The 25181-nt window shown below is 51.9% G+C and carries 22 protein-coding genes; 4 read left to right on the forward strand and 18 right to left on the reverse strand.

Features of this window, described 5'->3' with window-relative positions; translation table 11 throughout:
- From PKO01S_RS15335 to PKO01S_RS15350, 4 genes are all read right to left on the reverse strand, one after another.
- A partial coding sequence (locus tag PKO01S_RS15335; protein WP_218031485.1) for a hypothetical protein occupies positions 1-271 on the reverse strand: 271 nt, incomplete at its 3' end.
- Positions 272-744: 473 nt separating this feature from the next.
- Positions 745-2085: an ABC transporter substrate-binding protein gene (locus PKO01S_RS15340; RefSeq protein WP_127532321.1), complete on the reverse strand. Its 1341-nt coding sequence runs from the start codon at positions 2083-2085 to the stop codon at positions 745-747.
- Positions 2086-2236: 151 nt separating this feature from the next.
- A complete protein-coding gene (locus PKO01S_RS15345) occupies positions 2237-3070 on the reverse strand; it encodes a carbohydrate ABC transporter permease (protein WP_127532322.1) in 834 nt (277 codons plus the stop codon).
- A gap of 1 nt (position 3071) precedes the next feature.
- Complete coding sequence (locus tag PKO01S_RS15350; protein WP_127532323.1) at positions 3072-3953, reverse strand: carbohydrate ABC transporter permease; 882 nt, start codon at positions 3951-3953, stop codon at positions 3072-3074.
- A 184-nt stretch (positions 3954-4137) separates the two neighbouring features.
- Between PKO01S_RS15350 and PKO01S_RS15355 the strand changes: the two genes are divergently transcribed.
- Positions 4138-5961 carry a cache domain-containing sensor histidine kinase gene (locus PKO01S_RS15355; protein ID WP_127532324.1) on the forward strand — a complete coding sequence of 608 codons (1824 nt, stop codon included), beginning with the start codon at positions 4138-4140 and terminating at the stop codon, positions 5959-5961.
- Positions 5958-7586: a response regulator gene (locus PKO01S_RS15360; protein WP_127532325.1), complete on the forward strand. Its 1629-nt coding sequence runs from the start codon at positions 5958-5960 to the stop codon at positions 7584-7586. The genes PKO01S_RS15355 and PKO01S_RS15360 overlap by 4 nt, the downstream gene beginning before the upstream one ends.
- Positions 7587-7860: 274 nt before the next feature.
- Here PKO01S_RS15360 and PKO01S_RS15365 read toward each other — a convergent pair whose 3' ends face one another.
- Together PKO01S_RS15365 and trmL are read right to left on the reverse strand one after the other, a co-directional pair.
- Positions 7861-8109: an AbrB/MazE/SpoVT family DNA-binding domain-containing protein gene (locus PKO01S_RS15365; protein WP_127532326.1), complete on the reverse strand. Its 249-nt coding sequence runs from the start codon at positions 8107-8109 to the stop codon at positions 7861-7863.
- A gap of 123 nt (positions 8110-8232) precedes the next feature.
- Entirely contained in the window at positions 8233-8700 is a 468-nt protein-coding gene (gene trmL, locus PKO01S_RS15370) for a tRNA (uridine(34)/cytosine(34)/5-carboxymethylaminomethyluridine(34)-2'-O)-methyltransferase TrmL (protein ID WP_127532327.1), read from the reverse strand.
- A gap of 196 nt (positions 8701-8896) precedes the next feature.
- Here trmL and PKO01S_RS15375 point away from each other — a divergent pair, with 196 nt between their 5' ends.
- A complete protein-coding gene (locus PKO01S_RS15375; protein ID WP_127532328.1) occupies positions 8897-9625 on the forward strand; it encodes a response regulator transcription factor in 729 nt (242 codons plus the stop codon).
- Positions 9626-9734: 109 nt separating this feature from the next.
- On the opposite strand, the gene serC is transcribed toward PKO01S_RS15375, so the two are convergent.
- The 12 genes from serC to liaF form a co-directional block, all read right to left on the reverse strand.
- On the reverse strand, positions 9735-10823 hold the full coding sequence (gene serC / locus PKO01S_RS15380) for a 3-phosphoserine/phosphohydroxythreonine transaminase (RefSeq protein WP_127532329.1): 1089 nt from the start codon (positions 10821-10823) through the stop codon (positions 9735-9737).
- Between the two features lie 524 nt (positions 10824-11347).
- Complete coding sequence (gene glnA / locus PKO01S_RS15385; RefSeq protein WP_127532330.1) at positions 11348-12772, reverse strand: type I glutamate--ammonia ligase; 1425 nt, start codon at positions 12770-12772, stop codon at positions 11348-11350.
- 257 nt (positions 12773-13029) lie between these two features.
- Positions 13030-14091, reverse strand: a complete 1062-nt coding sequence (gene aroF / locus PKO01S_RS15390) for a 3-deoxy-7-phosphoheptulonate synthase (protein WP_127532331.1) — start codon at positions 14089-14091, stop codon at positions 13030-13032.
- A 393-nt stretch (positions 14092-14484) separates the two neighbouring features.
- Complete coding sequence (locus PKO01S_RS15395; protein WP_127532332.1) at positions 14485-15039, reverse strand: DUF2062 domain-containing protein; 555 nt, start codon at positions 15037-15039, stop codon at positions 14485-14487.
- A gap of 2 nt (positions 15040-15041) precedes the next feature.
- Positions 15042-15995 carry a 4-hydroxy-3-methylbut-2-enyl diphosphate reductase gene (locus tag PKO01S_RS15400; protein WP_127532333.1) on the reverse strand — a complete coding sequence of 318 codons (954 nt, stop codon included), beginning with the start codon at positions 15993-15995 and terminating at the stop codon, positions 15042-15044.
- Positions 15996-16047: 52 nt separating this feature from the next.
- Positions 16048-17535, reverse strand: a complete 1488-nt coding sequence (locus tag PKO01S_RS15405) for a sensor histidine kinase (RefSeq protein WP_127532334.1) — start codon at positions 17533-17535, stop codon at positions 16048-16050.
- 4 nt (positions 17536-17539) lie between these two features.
- Entirely contained in the window at positions 17540-18226 is a 687-nt protein-coding gene (locus tag PKO01S_RS15410; protein ID WP_127532335.1) for a response regulator transcription factor, read from the reverse strand.
- A gap of 66 nt (positions 18227-18292) precedes the next feature.
- Entirely contained in the window at positions 18293-20023 is a 1731-nt protein-coding gene (locus PKO01S_RS15415; protein WP_127532336.1) for a S1C family serine protease, read from the reverse strand.
- A gap of 205 nt (positions 20024-20228) precedes the next feature.
- Positions 20229-20642, reverse strand: a complete 414-nt coding sequence (locus PKO01S_RS15420) for a YugN family protein (RefSeq protein WP_127532337.1) — start codon at positions 20640-20642, stop codon at positions 20229-20231.
- A gap of 104 nt (positions 20643-20746) precedes the next feature.
- Complete coding sequence (locus tag PKO01S_RS15425) at positions 20747-21412, reverse strand: response regulator (protein ID WP_127532338.1); 666 nt, start codon at positions 21410-21412, stop codon at positions 20747-20749.
- 9 nt (positions 21413-21421) lie between these two features.
- Positions 21422-22456: a sensor histidine kinase gene (locus PKO01S_RS15430; RefSeq protein WP_127532339.1), complete on the reverse strand. Its 1035-nt coding sequence runs from the start codon at positions 22454-22456 to the stop codon at positions 21422-21424.
- A gap of 7 nt (positions 22457-22463) precedes the next feature.
- Positions 22464-23513 (reverse strand): cell wall-active antibiotics response protein LiaF, encoded by a 1050-nt coding sequence (gene liaF, locus PKO01S_RS15435; RefSeq protein WP_246070588.1) that lies wholly within the window; start codon positions 23511-23513, stop codon positions 22464-22466.
- A gap of 251 nt (positions 23514-23764) precedes the next feature.
- On the opposite strand from liaF, the gene PKO01S_RS15440 reads away from it, so the two are divergent.
- Positions 23765-25054, forward strand: a complete 1290-nt coding sequence (locus tag PKO01S_RS15440; protein ID WP_127532340.1) for an ammonium transporter — start codon at positions 23765-23767, stop codon at positions 25052-25054.
- Positions 25055-25181: the final 127 nt, after the last annotated feature.

Here is a 25181-nt window from a genome sequence, read left to right on the forward strand (position 1 = left end):
ACAGAGAAACGGATGGAGTGATGTTTAACACTTTATCTTTGGCAAAAGTCAATGATGATTTGGGACTTAAGTTTACTTTCTGCCTTTTAGTCGTATTCCCGTTCGCATCGTATGTGTACTTCATATATGTTCCGTCGGGATTCTTCATGTACTGCAGTTTTCCGTCATCTGTGTAGATGTATGTAAAACTAGCTGCATTAACTACACTTGATAAAAGAAGCATGAAACAAGATAAAATAGTTGCAAAAAAAGCTATACGTTTTGTAATCACTTGAGTATTCCTTTCTTTATTCATTTAGTAATATGATTTATTGATATAATACTCGAAACCCGAACCAACCACCCCTGACTTTTCCTATATTGGAAGACCAATCACAATTATATGATGATAGAGTGGATATTTCTAGATGATCATTAACTTTTTTACAATTTTACTTAACTCATTCAGAAACGTTGTCGGAACCAAACAAAAGAAAGGGTATCCCGCAACAAAAAACAGCCTATGCCGAGACTGCTGCAAAAGTCGTGAGCACTTTTGCAGCAACCTCTAAGCCGGCTGCTTAATGTAATCTATTGAAACGTGACCAGAGAGAAAAGATTTCATGACGAAGAAAGTCGTTTTCATGTAGTGATCCATAGCGATGGCTATACGAGCAGCTTCGTGCGTGCCAACAAAAACGCGGCCGGCTCGATTGTTCTTCACAATCAAGCCGGCCGCGCTATGTCTATCCGTCAGATATTCGCTTATTTCTTCGCAAGATCTTTCCAGCTCTTATCGACTTGCTCGAATAAGCCCTTCTGATCCAGCTTCTTCGCAATGTAGGCTTGCATCGCCGAGCCGAGCTCCTGTGTCACGCCTTCCGGATACATGAACCAGTTCCAGCTCTTCGTCTTGCCTTCCTTGCTGTAAGCAATAACGTCGTTCGCGATGTCTCCAAGAATGGCAGGATCACTGACTTCAACCGATTTGAACGCCGGGATGAACTTGAACTCCTCAACCATATACTTTTTGCCGATATCGGACGTTGCCATCCAGTTCAGGAATTCCTTCGCTTCCGCTTTTACTTTCGAGTTCTTGTTCACGACCCAGTTGTTCGGTACGCCGACATACAGGTTGTCGTTCGCCGCCGCATCGTCGCTGATCGGCATAGGCAGTACGCCGAGGTTCAAATCTGGGTTAACGCCGTCGATTTGCACTTGCGTCCAGTTGCCCTGCTGCATCATTGCCGCTTGGCCGCTTGCGAACATCGTCACTTGCGTGTTGTAGTCCGTCGTCAACGGATTGTCGTTGCTGTACTGAAGCGTCAGATCAAGCAGCTTCGTCCAGTTCTCGAACGTTTTGTTGCCTACGAGCGTGCCCGTTCCTGCATTCATCGCCTCGACGAACGCTTTCGGATCGTCTTGGTTCGCTACAGCGACGTTGAAATTATGAATGCCGAGAATCCACCATTCCTGATAGCCGTTCGCGAACGGCGTAATGCCTGCGTCCTTCAGCTTCTTCGCCGCATCAGCCAGCTCCGTGTACGTCTTCGGCAGCGTCGTAATGCCCGCCTTCGCGAACAAATCTTTGTTATAGACGAAGCCGTAGCCTTCGATGTTCATCGGCATGCCATAAATCTTGCCGTCCTTCGTCATCGGCACTTTCGCCACATCAAGCGCATCGGCTACCCACGGCTGGTCGGACAAGTCCTCCAGACGATTAAGCCACGTTTCCATCTCATTGAATCCGCCGTTGTTGAAAATATCCGGTTCTTCGCCGGAAGCGAATTTAGCCTTCAAAGCTGCGCCGTAGTCCGCGCCTCCGCCGACCGTCTCGATCTCGAGCTTCACGTTCGGATGCGATTTCTCGTATTCCGCTTTCAGCTTGTCAAGCGCTTCTGCAATCTCAACTTTGAACTGGAACATGCGGATCGTAACCGGCGCGCCCGTCTTCGCCGTGTCGTCCGTCTTCTGCTCCGTCTGCGTGTCCGTCCCGTTGGACGTATCTGTGCTGGTGTTGTTATTATCGGACTTCTTGTCGCTGCCGCATGCGGCCAGCATTGCAACCATAACGATCGACATCAGGATCAATAACGATTTTTTCATAGTATGGACCCTCCCAAGTGTTGGTCAACCAGCGCCTTGCCTGAACAACTTCAGTATATCGGAACGATTTAACCGCTTACACCGACCACATTGAACAAAAAGGTGGAGTTTGTTGACATCCGTTCAAACGATTGCACGAATCTCCTCTTCCTTACCCTTTCACAGAGCCTGCCGTAATTCCTTCAATAATATGCTTCTGCAGGAACAGGAAGAAAACGACGATCGGCAGTACGCCCATCACGAGCGCAGCCAGCGCAAGATCCCATTGCTTCGTATATTGGCCGAAGAACGAGAACGTCGACAGCGGAATCGTGCGCAGTCCCGGACGGCCGAGCATAAGCTGCGGCAGCAGGAAGTCATTCCATATCCAGAGACTGTTCAAAATAACTATCGTCATCGTCATCGGCTTCAGAAGCGGGAACACGATGCGCCAGAACACGCCGTACGGCGAGCAGCCGTCGACGACCGCCGCTTCCTCGACCTCAGCCGGGATCGACTTCACGAACCCATGGTACAAGAAGATCGTCAGCGATGAGCCGAAGCCGATATAGCACAGCCATAGGCCCGGCATGTTGTTCACGAGATGGAACCAGCTTCCGACCTTCATGAGCGGAATCATGATCGATTGGAACGGAATGACCATCGCCGCTACGAACAGCGTGAACAGCAAGTTGTTGTACATACTAGGCTTGCGCACCATCCGGTAGGCAGCCATTGAACCGAACAACGTCAGTCCCGCGATGCTCGTGACCGTAATGAGCAGCGAGTTGCGGAAAGCATGCAAGAAATTCATCACATCGAACGCCTTCGTATAATTATGCCATCGAAGCGCCTTCGGAAGCGAGGACGCATCGAGCAAAATATCGGCATAAGGCTTGAATGAATTCGCGAGCAAGAAATAAAACGGGACAAGGAACAGCAGCGCGAGCAGTACGGCAGCGGCTTCCGCGCTTAGCGAGCGCAGCCGGATCGATCGGGTTTTCATGTTAGGCTTCCACCTCCCGTTTCTTCGTCAGCCGGACTTGAATCGTCGTAATGGCGGCTACGATCAGGAAGAAGATGAACGCCTTCGCTGTGCCAAGCCCATACCGGTTGTTCTGGAACGCCTCTGCATAGATGTTCAGCGCAACCGACTGCGTCGAGTTGAACGGCCCGCCCTTCGTCAGCGACAGAATGACGTCGAACGCTTTGAACGACCAAGACAACGCGAGGAACAAACAGATTGTAACGGCCGGCATGATAAGCGGAAAAATAATATGACGCAGCCGTTGCACCGCTGTCGCTCCGTCTATCGCTGCCGCCTCGTTCAATTCCTTCGGCACGTTAATCAAGGCTGCGATGTAGATGACCATCAAATAACCGGCGCCGCTCCACATCGTCACGATAACGATCGCCCAGAATGACGTCTGCTCGTCACCGAGCCACGGAAGCTTGAATAGATGCCAATCTGTCGCCTTGCCGATCGCGGCAAAGCCTTTGACGAAGATGAATTGCCAGATGAAGCCGAGCAGCAATCCCCCAATGACATTCGGCAGGAAGAAGATCGTGCGCAGCGCTCCCCGCATCCGGATCGGCTGCGTGAGCAGCAGCGCGAGCAGGAAAGCGAGCACGTTTGTCAGTACAACGGCAACTGCCGTCAGTTTAGCCGTGAACAGAAACGACTGGCGGAAGCCTTCGTCCTGGGCCGCCGATTTGAAATTGTCGAACCCGACGAATGAAACCGTATCGGCTACCCCGTTCCAATCGGTAAACGAGTAATACATCCCCATGACGAACGGAAGCAGCACGATGATCGCGAAGGCGACCGTAGCCGGGCCTGTAAATATGATCTGCTGCATCCATCCGGCATTTATCCATTTTCTCGTCATGGCACAATGCCCCCTTCTGAATTCGTAACCTAAGTATACGAACCGCGGCGCATGCTGCACACCGACGAGCGTGACCGGAAAGGTGGAACATATTGATCTATGGAAAGGCTTTCACTATAATAACCAGTATTCCATTCATTCCGTCCGAGAATTCGGATATGCCGGCAGGGAGGATTGTTAAAACATGAAGTTCCATGCGCTAAGGCGCAGTCTTCGCGCCAAGCTAGTCATCTTCCTGCTGCTCGCGATTATCATTCCGATGGCCGCCTCGATCATGATTACGAATACGCGCACCTCCGTCATCGTGACCGACGATAAGGTGAATACGGCGTCAAACTTGCTCTATCAGGGCAAGACGAACCTCGAGCATTACCTCCGGACGGTCACGCAAGCTTCCCTGCTCGTTTACAATGGGACAAGCTACGGCGGAGATACGCTGTACCGGATTCTAGAGCAAGGCCGTCAGGATTACTTATCCGAACAGGAAATTTATAAAAGCTTGCAGTCGATCGCGCTCGCCGTTAAGGAAGTCCATCAAGTGTACTTATATGCGTCGAAGGTCAAGCGCGGCTATATCGTAGTTGGCGGCAACACGAAGAAAGCCGATCAGCCATATCCCGCGAACGCGGATAAGCTCAGCCATGTCGAAGTTGCGGCGATCTACGAGCCGACGCATGTGAGCGGCAGCTACAACATTAATACGCCGCCCTACTCCCCGTCCCAGAAGGTCGTTTCCATTCACCGCAATGTCATTCGCATTCCGGCTGACGAGCAGATCGGCTCACTCTCGATCGATATCGATACGACCGTCATCGATGCGATATGCGACAATCTGTACGACCGGAACAAGGAACAACTGTACTTATTATCGGACCAAGGGACCGTCATCTATGGCCCGAACGCTGATGAAATCGGCAAACATTGGCAGGACAAAGAGGGATTGACCGTCGTATCCCAGTCCAGCAAAGGCGGCTACTCGATGTCGGATAACGCTTCATTCCGCGGCGTATATGTGTACGACAAGCTCATCGACGGCAACTTGAATTGGACCATTGTTACGAAAATTCCGGAGTCGACGCTGCAAGCGGGAACCCGCCAAGTTACGCTAGTTAACACGGTCGTCCTTATCCTCTCGTCGATCATTGTAGCGGCGATTGCTGTGTATGTCTCGTTCTGGATTACGTCTCCAATCCGGAAGCTTACAGGTTATGCGAACCGCATACAATCTGGTGAGCTCGATATCGACATCCGGCTGAACCGGACCGACGAGATCGGTGCGCTAGCGCGCCGCTTCCGGCTTATGATGGAGACGATCAACAACCTCGTCCTGCGGGAATATAAGCTCGAAATCGCGAACAAGACGAACGAGCTGAAGGCGCTGCAGGCGCAAGTTCAGCCGCATTTTCTATACAATGCGCTGCAGATGATCGGTACATCCGCTCTGCAGAGCGGCGCGCCGGGCGTCTATCAGCTTGTTATGCTGCTAGGCAAGCTGATGCGGTATTCGATGAGCGGCTCCGACAAGCCCGTTATGCTGATAGAGGAGATCGATCATACGACCGCTTACTTGGAGCTGCAGAAGCACCGGTTCGGCGACAAGCTCGATTACCGGATCGATGTCGCGCCGGATACGGCAAGACTGCCCGTTCCGCGCATGATTTTACAGCCGCTCGCAGAAAATGTGTTTAAGCACGCTTTCGATCCTGCCGGCGGCGATCTCCGCGTCGCCATTCGTACGGTTCGCTCTGATGACGAGCTGCTGTTCATCAGCATCGAGAACGACGGACCGCCGATCGATCCGGACCGGCTTGAGCGGCTGCGCGAGCTGATCGCACAGAAGCCGGACTTTAGCGAACAAGAGCATATCGGCCTCGTGAACGTATTGTCCCGGCTGCGGCTCAACTGCGGCGAACGCGCCGGCTTGACGCTGAATGGCGGCACGAATGGCGGGCTTCTCGTAACGCTCATCGTGCCGATCGAACAGGAAGAAAGAGAGGTGCTGTCATGATCGTTCTTATCGTCGACGACGAGCAGCATGCGCGGGAAGCCGCCAAGCTGCTCGTCCCATGGGAGCGCTTCGGCGTCTCCGAACTGCTGGAAGCCGAGAACGGCGAAGAAGCGAAAGCGATCATTCAGCAGAAGCATCCTTCCATTATCGTAACCGACATGCATATGCCCGTATCGGACGGCATGAAACTGATCGAGTGGGTAAGCAGCTGCGAGCCTTCGGCCAAGCTCATTGTTATCAGCGGCTATAACGACTTCAGCTACGTCCGTCACACGCTGCGGCACGGCGGGATCGATTACTTGTTGAAGCCGATCGATCCGGCACAGCTGCTCGATGCTGTGAAGCGCGCGCTCGACCTGCTCTCGGAGGAGCAGCAGGAGAAACAGCGGCAGATCGAGCAGGGCATCACGATGAATCAGTACAAGCCGGTTTATCGCGACCACTTGTTAAGCCAGCTCATCCAATCGCGCCTGACCGATGCCGATCCGCTCATTCGCCAGCTTCGGGAGCAGTTCCCTAAGCTGGCCGGTGCAGCCGAATGCCGCGCTGCCTTGTTCCCGCTGCATTCGCTTATGAACAAGCTGCTTCAGCGGTTCAGCGGCGACCGGGATCTGGCTGTCTATGCGATCCAGAACGTGCTGAACGATCTCGTCATGCATGATTGGAACGAAGGATGCGCATTCCGATTTCCGAACGATCCTGAACAATTAGCCGTCCTTCTATGGGAAGGCGATGACCGCATGGCTCAACATCGAATTGGTCAGCTCATCCAGGCGCTGCATTCGACCTTCAATTTGCCGTTCTACGCGGCAGTCAGCAACGCGAAGCCATTCCCTGACGGCGCTTGCGATGCGTTCGAATCCGCACGCCGCGCCTTGATGCAGCGGAATCTGCTCCGCGCGGGCGAATCTTCCGTCTTGACGGAGAGCAGCGCTGCCGCTGTACAGGCCGACCTGTCGCCGCTGCCGGATTTGACTGCCCTTGCAGAGCCAATCCGGCTCGCTATGCTAGCGCGGGACGAACTGACGCTCCGCAAGAGCATAACCTCTTGGTTCCATGCCGCCGGTACAATGGCATCCATAACGCCGGCTCATATTGAACGATGGCAGAAGCAGCTGGACATTGCAGCTGTCCAGTGGCAGCACCGCTTCAGCCCGGAAGGCGATACAGGCGAGCCAGCGCCGCATCTGGCGATGCCCTTCCTGTTCGAGGAAGACGGTACGCTCTCGCTCCATCGGACACAAGAGAAGTGGATCGCGCTTCTTCTGGAGGAAGCCGAACGGTTCGCCCGCCTCATACGGCAGGAGCGCAACATCATTCGTGAAATGACCGATTATATCGACCGCCACTTGCAGGATGACTTGTCCCTTCAGCAATTGGCCAGCCGGTTCTTCCTTAGCCGGGAATATGTGTCCCGCAAGTTCCGTCAAGAGACCGGTGTTACGCTATCCGAGTATGTCGAACGGCTGCGTATGGAGAAAGCAACTCTGCTTCTCGCGAACCGAGCTTACAAAATTGCAGAGATCGCAGCAATGACCGGTTACGCGGACGAGAAGTATTTCAGCAAAGTATTCAAGAAGCATTCCGGAATGTCGCCGCAGCAGCACCGGAAGAACGAAACCTAACGGAAGAAAACGTAACAACTTGTTCACAATTAATATCGTTTTCTTTTGCCAGCCAGTTGGGTATAATTAACCTATCATTGGAGGTGTGCGTGATGACGCTTAACTTTCTGATCGTTCTTCTCGTCATGGTTCTGTTTGTGACTGCCATCTTTACGGCATCCTACAACGACGACAAGACGAAAGGTCTGTAATTCGATTTCATTGAATTTGCAGCTGGTTACAAAAAAAGCTCCCCGCCGTTGGCGGGAAGCTTTTTTTGTTTCAATGAAATCGATTAACGGCGAAGCTGACCCATGTCGGTCATGCATTCTCCGCATACATAACGTTCTTTGAAGTCGTTAACTTCTTCCATCGATCCGCAGAATACGCATCTTGGACGATACCGTTCCAGAATGATATGGTCACCCTGCACCAAAATTTCTACAGGATCTCCCTCGTTCATTTGATACCGTTTGCGCAACGATTTAGGCAATACGATGCGCCCCAGTTGGTCTACTTTACGTACTACACCTGCCGGTTTCATCCTTATTCACTCCTTGTGTCTTGATTCGCAGCCAGTTATGAGAAACCTATGCACTATAGACTTTCGATGGTTAGTGAACTTTTCCTTCCCAGATCTAGTTTTTCTTAAGATTCTGCAATAAAGTTAGTCGAATAAACCAGGGAAGTCGTTCTGACGCAGCGCTTCATAGACGACAATCGCGGCCGAATTCGCCAAATTCAGCGAGCGGACTTTATCGGTCATCGGCATCCGAATCAGCGTATCGGGATGCTCGTCCAGCAGCTCCTGCGGAAGTCCCTTCGTCTCCTTGCCGAATACGAACAGATCGCCGTCGCGGTATGCCATGTCGCTGTATCGCTTATCCGCACGTGTGCTAGCGAAGAAGAAGCGGTTGTCCTTGAAGCGCTCCTTCACCTCAGCGAAGCTGTCGTAATACGTCAAATTAACCGCATACCAATAATCCAATCCTGCACGTTTCAGCGTAGCATCGTCGGTACGAAAGCCAAGCGGACGAACAAGGTGCAAATGGGTGCCGGTAGCTGCACATGTTCTTGCAATATTGCCGGTGTTCGCCGGAATTTCCGGTTCGACCAATACGATATGAAATGGCATGTCGTAATCGTTCCTTTCGATCTGATCTTGTTTTTACAATCAAACACGAACTTTATATATTTTACATCCGGTTAACGTTACCATAATCTTGCGCACATGCTGACGCGCCATAATGAACCCACAACAACATCCACCAGGTGCAAATGCGCGACTTGCGAAAATACAATATTACGGGAACGAAGGAGTATAGACGAGGATGAAGAAAAAAATATTAATCGTTGATGATGAGCCTTCAATCTCGATGCTCATCGAATTCAATTTGAAGCTAGCGGGCTACGAGGTCCGCTGTGTGCATGACGGAGAAGCCGTATTCGAGCTGCTCAAGCCTTTTCGTCCCGATCTGATCGTTCTCGATCTCATGCTTCCGAAGATGGACGGCATCCAAGTATGCCGCGAGCTTCGCCGGCAGAACAATGCTGTTCCCATCATCATGCTGACCGCTCTACAAGATGTGACGGACAAAATCGCCGGACTCGACAACGGCGCTGACGATTATATGACGAAGCCTTTCAGCCCGCAGGAGCTTATCTCCCGCATCCAGGCGATATTCCGGCGGCTGTCATCGCTGCCTAGCTCAGGCGAGGTTACCGTCTTCGAATTCGGCCGGCTGTCCGTTTATCCCGAGCAGCGCGAGGTACATGTCGACGGCAGACCGATCGAGCTGACGCCGAAGGAATTCGAGCTTCTCCATTTCCTTTGCCGCCACCGCGGCAAAGTGTTGAGCCGTCAGCAGCTGCTGCATGGCGTGTGGGATTACCATTTTCTCGGCGATACGCGGATCGTTGATGTTCACGTCAGCCATTTGCGCGACAAAATCGAGAGAAATGCTCGTACGCCGGAATATATCATTACGGTACGCAACGTTGGCTATAAGCTGTCCGGGCCGCCGCAAACGGTCGAGCCGTCCTCTATGGCAGGCATTTAGGCCTGCTAGGCAAACACGGAGCCAGCAAGACAGAAGACCGCCCACTTCTTCCGGACTGGAAGAAGTGGGCGGTTATTGTCGTCTTCAGCCGTATTCAGGCTGCTGTTGATTAACCGTGGCGTTTCTGGAACTCAGCCATAAATTGCGCAAGCGCTTGGCAGCTCTCGAGCGGCACTGCGTTGTACGTCGAAGCGCGAAGCCCGCCAACGCTCCGGTGGCCTTTCAGGCCGACGAAGCCTGCTGCTTCCGATTCCTTCACGAACAGCTTCTCGAGCTCTTCCGAATGAATGCGGAACGTAATGTTCATAAGCGAACGGCTTGCCGGATCAGCAAATCCGCGGTAGAAGCCGCCGCTGTTATCGATTGTGTCATAGATGAGCTTCGTTTTGTCGCGGTTGAATTGCTCCATACCCGCTACGCCGCCCTTTTCTTTCAGCCATTTCAGGACGAGCGTTACCATATATACCGAGAACGATGGCGGCGTGTTATACAGCGAATCGTTCTTCGCATGCGTATCGTAGCGCAGCATCGTAGGGATCGTCTTCGGACTATTAGCTGCCAGATCGTCGCGAATAATAACGATCGTAACACCCGATGGACCCAGGTTTTTCTGTGCGCCAGCGTAAATCATGCCAAACTTCGACACGTCTACTGGACGGCATAGGATGTCGCTCGACATATCGGCGATCAGCGGCACGCCAGCCGTGTCCGGATAAGCTTGGAATTGCGTACCTTCAATCGTTTCATTCGACGTAATGTGGAGATATGCCGCATTGTCCGGCAGTGCGATCGACGACAAGTCCGGAATGCGGTTGAACTTGAATTCCTCCGACGATGCTGCAATTGCTGCTTCGCCGAACAGCTTTGCTTCTTTGTATGCTTTGTCAGCCCAGCTGCCCGTCATCACATAAGAGCCGGTCTTGCCTGGTTGAAGCAGGTTCATTGGAATCGAAGCGAATTGCGTGCTTGCGCCGCCTTGCAGCAGCAGCACTTGATAATTGTCCGGAATGCCGAACAATTCGCGCAGCAGATCCCGTGCTTCGTTGTTTACTTGCTCGTACAGCGCGCTGCGGTGAGACATCTCCATAATCGACATGCCTGCCCCGTGATAGTCCACGAATTGCTCCTGCGCCTGCTGCAGTACCTCAAGCGGCAGCGCTGCCGGTCCGGCGTTAAAGTTATATGCCCGTTTCGTCACCGTATACACCCCTGTCTTCGATTTCAGAAAAGAAAAGTCTCCCAATCTTATTACAATTAGAGGCGAGTCCATTCCGATCAACTATGGCTATGATAGCAAGTTTACGCCGCTTCATCAAGTGTCTAAAAGTCGAACAAAAAATATTATTTAGTAAAAATCATTCGGATTTAGCACTTTTGCCTCGTTTTTTGCCGTACATTCATAAAACTTGGTCTCCACACATTTTTTTTGTCAAATGTATGCTCGAAAAGTATCGAAAAACCGGGCTCAAAATGATCCGCTTGTACCTGCGTAGAGACACCGTACAATCCCTATCCGTGTCTAATCCTAACGAATGCTCGCGTCGTTATTTTGCACTGAAAGACGATTTTTCAAATCGAACGAACGAAAGAAACGTTATTCCTCGATTTGCCACAGCCTTTGGATGGTCCAATAGGATGCAGCAGCATTATGTTTTCGACAAGATCCGCGCAAAATAAAAGCGGACCCGCGCGGGTCCGCCTAAATTTATGAATGCATGAATCTTAGCAGTCGAAGTAGAGGCCGTACTCGTAAGGATGGATACGGATCGCTACTGCTTTTGCTTCGTTGCGTTTTACTTGTACGTAGTTGTCGATGAATTCTTTCGTGAAGACATCGCCTGCCGTCAAGAACTCATAGTCTGCTTCCAGAGCGTTGAGCGCTTCGTCGAGCGTACCTGGTACGCTGCGGATTTCGCGTTTTTCTTCATCGGACAGCTCGTAGATATTTTTGTCGAAAGGACCATAGCCCAGTGCGACTGGATCGATTTTGCGTTGGATGCCGTCCAGACCTGCAAGCAGCATTGCTGCGAATGCAAGGTAAGGGTTAGCCGTGGAGTCCGGCGTACGGAACTCAATACGGCAGCCTTTAGGCGTAACTGCTGCGATCGGAATACGAACCGCTGCAGAACGGTTGCCTTTCGAGAATACGAGGTTAACTGGTGCTTCATAACCTGGCACGAGACGCTTGAACGAGTTCGTCGACGGGTTCGTCAGTGCGATCAGCGCTGGCGCGTGGTGCAGGATACCGCCCATGAAGTGCATAGCGATCGGGCTCAGGTTAGCATATGCGCCTTTCTCATAGAACAGCGGGGAATCGCCATTGAAGATCGACATATGCACGTGCATGCCGCTGCCGTTGTCGCCGAAGAGTGGTTTCGGCATGAACGTTGCAACTTTGCCGTATTGGCGAGCTACATTGTGCACGATATATTTGTATTTCATCAGGTTGTCAGCTGTTTTCGTCAGCGTGTCGAAGCGGAAGTTGATCTCTGCTTGACCTGCCGTTGCAACTTCATGGTGATGGCGCTCAACGCGGAGGCCCGTTTCTTGCATAACGCGAACCATTTCGCTGCGGATATCTTGTTGTGCGTCAACTGGAGCTACTGGAACATAGCCGCCTTTAACGCCAACTTTGAAACCAAGGTTGCCGCCTTCTTCTTTACGGCCCGTGTTCCAAGCTGCCTCATCGGAGTCAACTTCGAAGAACGATTTGTTCATGCTGCTTTCGTAGCGAACGTCGTCGAAGATGAAGAATTCGGATTCTGGTGCGAAGAATGCCGTCGTGCCGATACCCGTCGTTTGGAGGTACTCTTCTGCTTTGTGAGCAATCGAGCGTGGGTCACGGTCGTAACGATCGCCCTCAGGCGTATGGATGTTGCTCATAATGTTAAGTGTAGGATGATCAGTGAAAGGATCGATGAATACCGATTCAGTGTCTGGCATCATAACCATGTCGGAGTTTTCGATGCCGCGGAAGCCGACGATCGACGAACCGTCGAATGCTACGCCGTTAACGAAAGTATCAGCGTCTACCTCTGTCGCTGGCAGCGTGATGTGGTGCGCACGGCCTGCAAGGTCAACGAAGCGGAAGTCGACGAATTGGATGTTGTTTTCTTTAATCGTGTTCAATACGTTTTGAACTGACATGTTAAAATCCTCCCATTTCCGAACATTTAGGTTGGTTTGAACTTGAATCGTTCAAGTTTCCTTGTTTCTATGTGGCTATTATAAGACTCGATGATTTACATGGTCAATAGTTATGTAAGGTATTTTTTTAAGTCATGTGAGGTATTCTCACAGCTTTAGAAAAACTTTCACAATTTCCGGTGTCGATTCGAAACTTAAAAAACCGTGAAGCCCTTGATTAGCAAGGGTTCACGGTTTGTGTGTCTCTACTAGAGAGTTTATTTGGTCCAGGAAACAAATGCTTCTGCCGGCTGCTTAGGCGTATCGAATCGCTTGCCTACGAGCGGCGCAAGCTTCTCCAAATCCTTCAAAAGGTTTGCGAATTGATCTGGGAAAAGCGATTGCACGCCATCACCTGTCATCGAATTGTCCGGATCCGTATGCATTTCGATAATAAGCCCGTTCGCGCCTGCAGCAACCGAAGCTTTGGACATCGGCTCTACCAATTCGCGCCGTCCCGTTCCGTGGCTAGGGTCCGAGATGACCGGAAGATGGCTTAGCGACTGCAATACCGGAATAGCTGACAAGTCGAGCGTGTTGCGCGTGTACGTCTCGAACGTTCGGATTCCACGCTCGCAGAGCATAACGTTCGGATTGCCTCCGGCAAGGATGTACTCCGCAGCGTTCAAGAGTTCGTCGTACGTTGCGCTGAATCCGCGCTTGAGGAGCACCGGCTTGTCGATCGTGCCGAGTTTGCGAAGCAAGTCGAAGTTCTGCATGTTACGCGTACCGACTTGGAGAATGTCAGCGTATTCCGCACAGACATCTACATATTCCGGCGTCATGACTTCTGTAATCGTCAGCAGACCATGCTTTTGACCCGCTTCAGCCATCATAACGAGACCTTCAACGCCAACCCCTTGGAAGCTGTATGGACCTGTGCGCGGCTTGAAGGCGCCGCCTCGAAGCACTTGCCCGCCTGCTTCCTTCACAAGACGTGCGATTTCATCGATCTGTGCCGGCGTTTCCACTGCGCACGGACCGCCCATAATGACGAGATGCTCGCCGCCGATTTTGACGCCTTTCACCTCGATGATCGTGTCGTTCGGATGGAACTCGCGGCTGGCGAGTTTGTAGGACTTCGAAATTTTAATCACATTGTCGACGTCCTTCAGTTGACGAAGATGCTCTGCGAGCGTCGGCTCCGCCTTGCCGATAATGCCGATGACCGTACGGTCCGTACCGCGCGATACATGCGCCTGCACGCCCGCTCTCTCAATTTGGGACACAATTTCCGCAATACGCTCTTCCGTAATGTTGGATTTCGTAATAACGATCATATCGATCTCTCCTTCAATTTATCATTTATGGATTGGATGATTTCGTATAAGTACAAAAGATCTTTGCGTTCGGACGGCGCAAGCAGCCGTTCTTTCATTTTACAGTTTCACACTTCAACGCTTGTTCGCTTTTAAGCTTTTATGCTTTGTGGCTTTTATGCTTTTAACTGCTAAAGTGAATATACCTCATGCTGCCTCTTCCGTCAATAGGATTTATTCATTTAACATGAGCACTTGTCTCGTTTGGCTCCCTGTCGATGAATGAGCCTGCCCCGCGCAACTTGGGAAATCCAGAAAAATGTTATGAATGCTTCCATCGAAGGATCGTACGGAATTAGGGGTTATAAAAAAAAAAGCCTCCACCCTTCATTCCATGAAGGGTGGAGGCTGCTGTCACTCGGGTAAGGGGTTCGCAGAGGGCGTATCGTTACGCTTTGATTTTCTTTTCTTCTTCCTTCGCTCGGCGAAGAACGCAATGCCTTGCTTCACAGGGAAGTAGAACAATATGCCGAGCAGAATGCCATTAATTAATCCGCCGACAATCAGCTTCAGGTTATACCCGATAAACTTGTTGATGAAATGCGGCAGGAACGAAATGTTCACCTGAAGATGGTCCGGCAATATCCATCCCCCCACGATTCCGCTAAGAAACGCGATAGGGATAAATATAATTTTACCGAATACGAATCCGATCAACGCCCCCGCCATGCTTGCACTCATCATGTAGACAAGCGGGAACATAAGCAGAAACGCAAGACCGAACGTCGGCAACGTAATCATCTCGATCGCAATCCCGATCGAGAATCCAAGCGCTACCTTAGAGGGGCCTCCCGGAGCTCGCATAAGCATAATAAATTTGTGCTTGAACCAGCGCTTCAATCGTAACAGCTTACTTCCTCGAACGCGAGCAGCGCTCCCCGACTGCCGCACGCGTCCTTTACCAGCCATCACTACGCACCTGCCGATTTCGTACGAATCGTCGGCAGCAGCTTATTCATATTAATGGTACGCCGTTTCTCCCACGTAGATGGATCATTCGTATCGAATTGCTCAAGGAAAGCAATGACTTCTTTCGTAATCGGCGTCGGCGTAGACGCACCTGACGTTACCGCGACGCGTTCCAGGCCCTTCAGCCAATCGATGTCGACCTCGCTCAGATCGGCCACGCGATAGGCTTTCACTCCGGCAATTTCCTCCGACACCTGCGCCAGACGGTTCGAGTTATTACTGCGCGGATCGCCTACGACAATGACAAGCTGCGCCTGATCCGCTTGATCGGCAACCGCTTCTTGACGCACTTGCGTCGCTAGACAAATTTCGTTATGAATTTCGGCATGCGGGTATTTCTCCAGCAGCTTCGAGATCAGAATTCGAATATCCCATTGCGACATCGTCGTCTGATTCGTAATAAGGAGACGCTCGCTGCTCAAGTTTAGCTGCTCGATATCTTGTTCACGCTCGATCAGATGGACGCTTTCCGGCGCAATGCCGATCGCTCCCTCCGGCTCGGGGTGGCCTTGCTTACCGATATAAATAATTTCGTATCCTTCTGCCGTCTTGGTACGAATCAAATCATGCGTCTTCGTGACGTCTGGACAGGTCGCATCAACAACGGTCAAACCCTTGTCTACAGCGCGTTGTCTCACTTCCGGCGATACGCCGTGAGCGGTGAAAATAACCGTGCCTTTATCAATTTGTTCCAAAATTTCAAGCCGGTTAGGACCGTCAAGCGTAATAATGCCTTCATGCTTGAAAGCTTCCGTCACGTGAGCATTGTGAACGATCATGCCTAATATGTGAACCGGTCTTGGAAGATCCAGGTTGCGAGCAGTCTGCAGCGCAAGCACCATTGCATCTACGACGCCGTAACAATAGCCACGTGGAGAGATTTTGACGACTTCCATGACTAAACACCTACTTTCTGCCGATGCCAACTTCCTCGGCCTTACAATCCATTCACTCCATTATACCCGATTCGGAGTGCCGAGAAAAGCTGACGGGCAGCCAGACGGTGAAAGTGCTTCCTGCTCCCTCCCGTGTCGTCACTTCTACAAAACCGTTATGTTCGTCAATTATCCATTTTGCTATCGATAATCCAAGCCCGGTTCCGCTCGTCTTGCCGCGCGATTCATCCGCCCGGTAGAAGCGGTCGAAGATGCTCGGCACTTCCTCGCGCTTCATGCCGATGCCGGTATCTTTGATCATGATGCCGACCCGGTCCTCACCCTTGATGACGCTAAGATCAACCGTGCCGCTTGGCGTATACTTGAATGCGTTCTCGATAAATATGAACAGCAGCTGCCGCAAATAATCGGGGTTCCCGTATACGGTGACTCCTTCCAGAATACCGTAATCGTGAGTGACCCACTCCGCCTTCCGCGGCAAATGCTGAGCCCGGCGGCAGACGTCTTCCACGATGGACAGCATCTCCACTTCCGACTTCTCCATGACGAAGCCGGCGTCCGCCCTCGCGAGCGACAACAAATCGTTCACGAGCCGGCTCATCCGAATCGCCTCGTCTGCGATGTCTTGCATCGCTTCTTGCGACATCGCAATCCGCTCGGCTTCCAGCTCCGACACTACCGGCTCTGAACCGCTGCCGTCACCTAGCGCAGGACGGGACATCCGCTGCAGCAGCTCGATATTGCCGCGAATCGTCGTCAGCGGTGTCCGCAGCTCATGCGATGCGTCGGATACGAACCGGCGCTGCGAGTTGTAGGCCTCGTCCAGCTCGTTATAGGCCGTCTCTAATTTAGAGAGCATACCGTTAAGAGTATCCGTCAGCGTGCCGATCTCGTCGTTCGTCTGCAATCTCGGAATCCGGTGGCTAAGATCCGAACCCGTCTCGATCTGACGGGAGGCGCTAATGACGTTCTCGATCGGGCGAAGCGCCTTCCGGGCAAGCAGCAATCCAGTCGCAGCAGCGATCAACACAGCGGCCAGCGAGCTTATAATGAGAATCGTACGAAGATCATACAAATATTCCGCCTGGCTTCCTGTATAAGCACCGATTTGGACAATATAGACCACATTCTGATCCAGTCCAACCAGTTTAATTTCACATAGCATGAACGGATTTCCGCTTGTTTTTACTGTACGGTAGTGAATCGGGTCCGGCGTGTCCCAGTCCGCAGGCTTAGGAAATTGCAAATTATTTTGCAGCATATTGGAAGACTTGTCTTGGATATTGTTATACTGCACATTGAACAGCTGCACATACAGCTCGCTCTGTAGAGTGGAATTCGTCAGCCGGTCGGGCCGGATACTGCCGCTCCAGTCGCCGCGGCTTTCCTGCAGCAGTTGCTTGGCGCTTTCTCCTAGCTGAGCTTTCACTTCGTTATTGGAATTAAAATACACATAGAAGTACAAAGCGCTTCCGAACAGCAGCAGAATGACTGCGAGCAGCCCGGAAAACCATAACGTAAGACGCAGCCGTATCGACATGATGTCAGCCTTCCCCTCTTAGTACGTAGCCGGTGCCCCGTACGGTCTGAATAAGCCGCTTCGCCGTTCCGTCCTCCGTCTTCTGCCTCAGCATGGCAATATATACTTCAAGCACATTCGATTCGCCGCTGTAATCGTAGCCCCATATTTTGTCCATAATCGAATCTCGAGTCAGCACTCTGCGCGGATTCTGCATGAACAGATGAAGCAGATCGAATTCCTTCGCTGTTAGATCGATCCGGCGTCCGCCTCGAATCGCTTCACGCGAATCGAGATCGAGCGTAAGATCCTCGAATTGTAGACGGCCATCCGTCTCCTGCTTGTCGGTCTTGCGCCGAAGCAACGCACGAACGCGGGCAAGCAGCTCCTCTAATGCAAAAGGCTTAACGAGGTAATCGTCCGCCCCTAGATCGAGCCCTTTCACACGGTCCTGGATTTCATCCTTCGCCGTCAGCATCAGAATCGGTACGCCGCTGCCCGCTTCCCGGACACGCCGGCACACTTCCCAGCCATCCATATTCGGCATCATAACATCCAAGATGAGCAGATCCGGATCGGACTGCTGCATGAGCCGGAGCCCCTCCTGGCCGTCATTGGCCGTTGTCACCTCATAGCCGTCGAATGCCAAGCTCCGCCGAAGCATCGAAGTAATTTTATCATCGTCATCAACTACAAATATACGCTGTCTCATCCGCCGAACGCCCTTTCTACGTGAAGAAACGCAGGCGGTTGTTCGCCGGCCTGCGCTTCGTTATGTTTATTGTTCGATATTAAATTGATTTTTGTCGCCGATCGATACAGGCACATCAATCTGCTTGCCGTTGCGAATCACGTTAAGCGTAATTTGTTCCCCGACCTTATGCTCTTGAATCGCAGCTTTCAGTTTGTCGGATGTGCCGTATTTCGTGCCGTTAACACCTGTAATAACATCGTATTGGCGTACGTCTGCATTGTAGGCCGGCGATTTGTAGTATACACCTGTTACAAGCACACCTTCCGTCGTTTCCAATCCGAGCTGCTTCGAATATTGCTCATTCAAATCCTGAAGGTCGACACCGATGAACGGAGCCGGCGCTTTCGGAATTTCTTTATTGTTCTTCAAGCTGTCGAGAACTTCTTGGATCGTGCTCGTCGGAATCGCGAATCCAATCCCCTGCGCCTGCGAGCTGACTGCCGTGTTGATGCCCACAACCTCGCCTTGCAGGTTCAACAGCGGTCCACCGGAGTTGCCCGGATTGATCGAAGCGTCTGTCTGCAACAAATGTTTGTATTCGCGCGTGCCGTCTTCATCCGGAATGTCGATCGGACGTTCCTTCGCACTGAGCACGCCGATCGTAACGGTATGATCGAAGCCGTAAGGGTTGCCGATCGCGACGACCCAATCGCCGATGTTGATGCTGTCCGAAGAGCCGAGCGCAAGCGTCGGGAACGGTTTCTCGCCTTCAACCTTCAGTACAGCCAAGTCGAGATCGAAGCTCGAGCCAAGCAGCTTCGCCTTGAACGGCTTATCGTAACCCTGCACCGTTACTTCGATTTCATCGGAGCTTGCAACGACGTGCTGGTTCGTCAAAATATATCCGGTCTCATCGAAGAAGAACCCCGTACCAATGCCTTGCGGCGTCAGTTCACTTTGTCCTTGTTGTTGCTGCTGGTCTTGTTTACCATTGCCCGAATTGTCGTCTCCGAAGAACTGACGGAAGAACGGATCATCGAACAGCCCGCCCGAGCCTTGCTGCCGCTGCTGTTGTTTAACGAAAGTTTCGATCTTCACGACCGCTGGACTTGCTTGCTCGAAGATTTTCGCGATATTGTTCGGCCGGACAACGTCCGCCGCATTGGATACGCCCGCGCCGCCAACGCTAGCCGATACCGCGGTGCCCGTCTGATTCGTGCTAGAAGCGACCGCCGCTTTCTTAGTAAACCAGTTATTCGTATCCGCCGCGTAGCTGAGAGCGCCGACTACGATGATGCCTGCCATGAAAGCGGCGAACATGCCTTTCCAAGAAGAACGACGCTTCTCTGACATCTGCCAGCCGCCGCCTCGCGAATTGCTCGAAGCCGCTGCTACCGGCATGAACGGCCGGTTGTGCATCGGGATCACATTGCCCTGTTCTTGCTGATCGTGTCCATAAGCTTGCTCCGGATAACCATCGTGTTGCGTTCTGGATTCTCCCTGCGGAGCGCGGGCTGCTTCCGGCCAATCATTCTTATGATCGCGTCCGTCTGCGGCATTCGCATCAGAGCGGTCATTCTGTTCCGGCTGCTGGCGGAAGCTATTATTATACCGTCCATCCTGTGCACCTGGTTTGAAAGGCCCGTAAGAATAATAGTAGGAAGATTTATTGGAAGTCTGATCGTCTTGAGCGCCATCGTCATGCTGTGCATGACTGTCCGATTCCGAATGGTTATTCTCGTTCTGTTCGCTCGATCCGCCCGTCTTGTCGTCGAAAAAATCGTCATAAGGACCTTTTTTATTTTGATCGTCCATCTGTACGTCCCTCCATAAATTTAAATCTGCCGTTTCGTTATTTCTATCATGCACATTCTACCTTAAAACAAACTTAAAAAGAATTAAAACGATAATGAAATATAGACAAAAATATAAATAAAAAACCTCTTGCCGCGCTCCGGCGTACACCGGAACTATCAGCAAGAGGTTATTAAAGTAGAGAAGACAAGCCGTCCTCTCCTGATTATACGAGTAGTTGCCGTTCCGCTGCGGCTAGTGCTTGCTTCGCTTTATCGATCCAGACGGACTCTACCTTCGCATCCGGATCTATCGGCGACTGAAACTGATCGAACACGCTTCCAACGAGTCTGACAGAAGCCTCCGCATCATTGCCTTCGTTATATAAATGCTTCAGTACGAACGGGGTGCCGAACTTGATCGAAGCGTTATTATCGGCTCTATCGACGTCGATCGAACCCGTCACCACTTCAAATGGAAGCCGTAACCATACTTTGCGGGCATCATCAAGAAATCGGTCAAACGTGCCGCGGTCGTAGTCCCAATTGCCGCCGAGCGCGAATTGCTCCTGTTCGAGCTTCTCTCTTGCTTCGGCGAACTCACATTCTGTAAATTCGATATCGGATGGAAGCGGAATCATGCTCTCGTCCCCTTTCGGCGCGGCGAACTGCTCGCCGCCGTAATCTCAGTCGCCTTAGGGTGTCCAGCTGAACCGCCTCTTATGCCAATCCGATCCGTATCCGCCTATTGTTGAGGCTTTACCCAGCCTTTGCGGTGAGCATGAACCGCCAGCTGCGTCCGGTCTTCCAACTCGCATTTCATCAGCAGATTGCTGACATGCGTCTTCACCGTCTTAATACTAATATGAAGCTCTTCGGCAATCTCTTTGTTCGACATGCCGTCGGCAATGAGCAGCATGACTTCTTTTTCCCGTTCCGTGAGCCCTTCGTCCGCTCCTTGAGCCGAACGTTGGCGCAAGCCGCGGGTTAAGGCCTGCGACACATCGCCTGTCATAACCGGCATCCCTTTGACTGCTCCTGTCAGAGCATAGATCAGCTCTTCAGCCGATACGGTTTTGAGCACATAGCTGACAGCGCCGGCCTCGACCGCTGCAAGCACTTTCTCGTCCTCTAAGAAACTGGTCAGCATCACAATCTTCAGATCGGGATAACGTTCAATCAGCGCGGCCGTCGTCTGAATGCCGTCCATGACCGGCATCATCAAGTCCATCAGCACCAGATCGGGCCGCGTCTCCATCCGTTCAATGATTTGCAGCGCCTCGCTGCCGTTGCCCGCTTCAGCAACGACCTCGAACTTCGGCTCCAGCATTAAGTATGTCTTCAGCCCTGCCCGGACCATATCATGATCGTCGACAATCATAACGGTATGTTTGGAATTCGAGTTCCCCATAATATCGTTCTAACCTCGCTTGTCCGTATATTTCGGAATCGTGACCCGAATGCGTGTTCCGCCGCCGGGCTTGCTGAATAGAATCGCGTCTCCGCTCAGCTTCTGTGCTCTTTCCCGCATCGTGGACAACCCGTAAGAGCCTTCACGCACTTCGTTCGGCCGGAAGCCGACCCCGTCGTCCGACAATGTCATCAATATTTGATTCTCCGTCTCCGACAATGCAAGCACGGCGCGCTGTGCCTGCGCATGCTTCACAATGTTCGCCATCGCTTCTTGAATAATAAGAAACAGCTGATGCTCCTTCGCCTCGGACAGCGGCTCCTGAACACGCCAATCCAGCTCGCCCTGCAGACGGTTCTGCCTGCAATAATCGGGAAACCACTTGTCCAGCGCCTGCTGCAAAGACCTGCCCTCCAGCTCCATCGGCCGCAGCTGTGCGATAAAACCGCGCATCTGCTTCTGCGCGAGCGTCGATACTTCGATCAGCTGCTTCATGACTTCCGATGCATGCGCGGGATTCACTTCCAGCAGCTTCGGCAGCGATGATGCCGACATATGAATCGCGAACAACTGCTGGCTGACCGTATCATGCAAATCGCGCGCGAGCCGCTTCCTCTCCTCGAGTACAGCTGCCTCATTAGAGGCCATCTCCCGCATAACCTGCTCTTCGCCTGCCGCCTGCGCCACTTTCAGACGTTCTTCTACCGCAGCGGCCATTTCATTAAATTCCGTATGAACCGCCTCGAACGAACGAGCGCCGTTCGATTGAAGTCGAACGGCCCAATTCCCGTTATTCGCTTGCTTAAGCGCAATATGGAACGCATCGATACGGCGCTGTATCGTCTGGGCGGTCCAGTAACCGAGCACTGCACTGACCAGCAGTATCGCACCGATCACCAGCAATCCGAATTCAAATACGTGAGCAGCGCCCGCGTACATCAGCCACTCGCGCAGAGCGTACACGCTTCCGGCAGACAACAGACCGGAGACAGAGAACATCATAATGATTTCAAGCTTGCCGCTCCGCAACAACCGAACCATCATAATCCGATCACCCTACCTTTGTTACCCGCACATCTCCAATGAACGTGCTGCACACCAATTTGATTTTCTTCTCTGTTTCCTTATAGAAAGGCGTTTGAAAATCCATGCTGCGGAACACCCGGCTATCGCGCATATCCAGCACACGGGCGTCACCGATGAACGCGCTCGAAACGACATGGATGCCGACCTCATAATCATTCGGGAGATAAATTTTCACATCGCCGATAAACGACGATATCGTAATTTTGGTCTCTCCGGATGGAATATAAGCCTTCGTTAAATCGAGTACCGTATCACCGATAAAATGTGAAATGTTGAGCGGCTTCAGCTCCCAATGGTCTTGGCCGATATGAATGTCCCCGATAAAACCGGAACGGTTCTGCGCATTCGGATTGTTATCCCACCACTCCACCCGCTCCCACGGATTATGATGCTTGCGGTGCTCCTGGCGGCGCATCTCCCGCATCTGCTCGCGCATCGAGCGGTTCATCTCACGAAAGTGTTGTTTATGCTGTTTGCTCAAATCCGGGCGGTACGCGGCATTCCCGTTGTCCGCTTGATCAGGAGCCGGCGGCGCAGGCGGAACCTGGCCTTCCTCGAATCCGGCCGTCGTCGGATCCGGATGAAGCGGCGGTGCCGGCGGCACATAGCCTCCAGGCTTATAGGCTTGCCAGTCGTTATGTCTATCGTTATGTCCGTCGTAATGCCGCTTGCCCTGCCATTTAGGCTTGAAGATCATATTCAGACCGAACAATATTAGGACGACAGGCGCTGCGAACCGGAATATGTCCCCTACCGACCATTCGAACCATTCTAAGTTGCGGCCGAGAAAAATGAATCCGATCGAGATGACGATGCCGCCCCACCAAGCACCGCCGCCATCGCGGGAGAACAACAAACTGTTCAGCCCGGCGAATATCATGAATACCGGCCAGAATGTGGAGACAATATCGCCTATATCGAACTCGACAAACCCGAACTGCTTCAGCAGAAAGCTCCCGCCGAGCACAACAATGAACATCCCCCAAAAGATTCGGCTTGCATAATGTCTATTCATCGTCTTCAGCTCCTAATTGTACCTGTTTACATGATCATTATATCGAAAGAATCGTCTTCTTTTAACCGCCGATTGATTGAATCCGCTATCGGTCTTGAGACCGAGCCTGCTTTTTTTTGTGAAACTATTTTCAATGTAACATAATATGACGCAACCACGTTGACATAGTTGACTTTACGAATCTATAATGAATTCTGGCTAGCAATTACAGTATGAAATCTAACGCACTTCACGGAAGATAGGGTGATCATTTGGACTTATTAACACTTTCTAAAGGCTTGGACACGATTTGGATTGTATTGACCGCCGCTATGATACTGCTGATGGAAGGCGGATTCGCCCTGCTCGAAGCCGGATTCGTCCGTCAGAAGAACGCTGTCAGCATTATTATGAAAGTATTCGTGGACATTACGTTCGGAGCTCTTATCTTCTATATGTTCGGTTTTGCTCTCATGTACGGCCAAGACATCGGCGGATTTATCGGCATGTCAGGCTTCTTCGACCACAACAGCGTCGACCATATCACCCTTAATGTTTCAATGGATACGTATTGGCTGTTCCAATGCGCCTTTGTTATCGCCGTCATTTCTATCGTATCAGGAGCGGTAGCGGAACGAATCAACTTCCGGGCCTACATTTTGTTTACGATTGCGATGACCGGAATTATCTATCCGATCGCCGGGCACTGGGTATGGAGTGTCGGGGGATGGCTTGGCAAGCTCGGCATGATTGATTTCGCCGGCTCCGCCGTTATTCACGGCCTGGGCGGATTCTCCGCATTGGCCGCCGCAATATTCATTGGTCCGCGCATCGGCAAGTTCACTGCGAACGGCAAAGCGAATATCGTGCCGCCGTCCAATCTTCCGCTCGCTTCCGTCGGCGCCTTTATCTTATGGTTCGGCTGGTTCGGCTTCAACTCTGGCAGTACGCTTAGCGCGACGAACAGCTCCATCGGTCACATTGCCGTTACGACGATGTTGTCGGCCGCAGCCGGCGGAGCGTCGAACATCTTGTTCACGATGCTCCGGTACAAAAAAGCCGATCCGCCGATGGTCATTAACGGCTCGCTGGCAGGTCTCGTCGGTATTACAGCCGGCTGCGCTTACGTATCGAACGGCATCGCTATCCTCATCGGCACTGTATGCGGCATCGCGATGCTGCTTGTATCCGAATGGTTGGAAGCCAAGCAAATCGACGATCCGGTCGGCGCATTCGCCGTTCATGGCGTCAGCGGCAGCATCGGAACGCTGGCACTCGGATTGTTCGCAGAGAAGCAGCTTACCGAACAAGTTGGACAAGGCTACTATGGACTGTTTAACGGCGGAGGCTGGGAGCTGTTAGGCGTGCAAGCCCTTGGATTACTGACGATCTGCGCATGGGGCTTCGGCGTCACATGGCTGACGCTTAAGCTCATTAACCGGTTCGTACGCGTTCGGGTAAGCCGCGACGAGGAGCTCGTCGGCCTCGATGTCGGCAGCCATGGCGTACCGGCATACAGCCAAGAACATGGTTTTCTCGATATCGACAAGCTGAAAGCATAAGGAACACAACAAGGAGCCGCCTTCAAAGTCATTTCCCCAATGACTTCGAGGACGGCTCCTTTTTAATTATCAAATTAAATGCTCAATCGCCAACAAAGGTTGCACAAACGACAAAAAAACGGATAGC

Origin of the sequence: Paenibacillus kobensis NBRC 15729 (assembly GCF_004000825.1) — a bacterium.
GTDB lineage: Bacteria > Bacillota > Bacilli > Paenibacillales > Paenibacillaceae > Paenibacillus_T > Paenibacillus_T kobensis.

Bases quoted from the DNA above. Each gene is read 5' to 3' on its own strand.
- PKO01S_RS15340 (WP_127532321.1), bottom strand. From the start codon at position 2,085: ATGAAAAAATCGTTATTGATCCTGATGTCGATCGTTATGGTTGCAATG.
- PKO01S_RS15345 (WP_127532322.1), bottom strand. From the start codon at position 3,070: ATGAAAACCCGATCGATCCGGCTGCGCTCGCTAAGCGCGGAAGCCGCT.
- PKO01S_RS15350 (WP_127532323.1), bottom strand. From the start codon at position 3,953: ATGACGAGAAAATGGATAAATGCCGGATGGATGCAGCAGATCATATTT.
- PKO01S_RS15355 (WP_127532324.1), top strand. From the start codon at position 4,138: ATGAAGTTCCATGCGCTAAGGCGCAGTCTTCGCGCCAAGCTAGTCATC.
- PKO01S_RS15360 (WP_127532325.1), top strand. From the start codon at position 5,958: ATGATCGTTCTTATCGTCGACGACGAGCAGCATGCGCGGGAAGCCGCC.
- PKO01S_RS15365 (WP_127532326.1), bottom strand. From the start codon at position 8,109: ATGAAACCGGCAGGTGTAGTACGTAAAGTAGACCAACTGGGGCGCATC.
- trmL (WP_127532327.1), bottom strand. From the start codon at position 8,700: ATGCCATTTCATATCGTATTGGTCGAACCGGAAATTCCGGCGAACACC.
- PKO01S_RS15375 (WP_127532328.1), top strand. From the start codon at position 8,897: ATGAAGAAAAAAATATTAATCGTTGATGATGAGCCTTCAATCTCGATG.
- glnA (WP_127532330.1), bottom strand. From the start codon at position 12,772: ATGTCAGTTCAAAACGTATTGAACACGATTAAAGAAAACAACATCCAA.
- aroF (WP_127532331.1), bottom strand. From the start codon at position 14,091: ATGATCGTTATTACGAAATCCAACATTACGGAAGAGCGTATTGCGGAA.
- PKO01S_RS15395 (WP_127532332.1), bottom strand. From the start codon at position 15,039: ATGGCTGGTAAAGGACGCGTGCGGCAGTCGGGGAGCGCTGCTCGCGTT.
- PKO01S_RS15400 (WP_127532333.1), bottom strand. From the start codon at position 15,995: ATGGAAGTCGTCAAAATCTCTCCACGTGGCTATTGTTACGGCGTCGTA.
- PKO01S_RS15405 (WP_127532334.1), bottom strand. From the start codon at position 17,535: ATGTCGATACGGCTGCGTCTTACGTTATGGTTTTCCGGGCTGCTCGCA.
- PKO01S_RS15410 (WP_127532335.1), bottom strand. From the start codon at position 18,226: ATGAGACAGCGTATATTTGTAGTTGATGACGATGATAAAATTACTTCG.
- PKO01S_RS15415 (WP_127532336.1), bottom strand. From the start codon at position 20,023: ATGGACGATCAAAATAAAAAAGGTCCTTATGACGATTTTTTCGACGAC.
- PKO01S_RS15420 (WP_127532337.1), bottom strand. From the start codon at position 20,642: ATGATTCCGCTTCCATCCGATATCGAATTTACAGAATGTGAGTTCGCC.
- PKO01S_RS15425 (WP_127532338.1), bottom strand. From the start codon at position 21,412: ATGGGGAACTCGAATTCCAAACATACCGTTATGATTGTCGACGATCAT.
- PKO01S_RS15430 (WP_127532339.1), bottom strand. From the start codon at position 22,456: ATGATGGTTCGGTTGTTGCGGAGCGGCAAGCTTGAAATCATTATGATG.
- liaF (WP_246070588.1), bottom strand. From the start codon at position 23,513: ATGAATAGACATTATGCAAGCCGAATCTTTTGGGGGATGTTCATTGTT.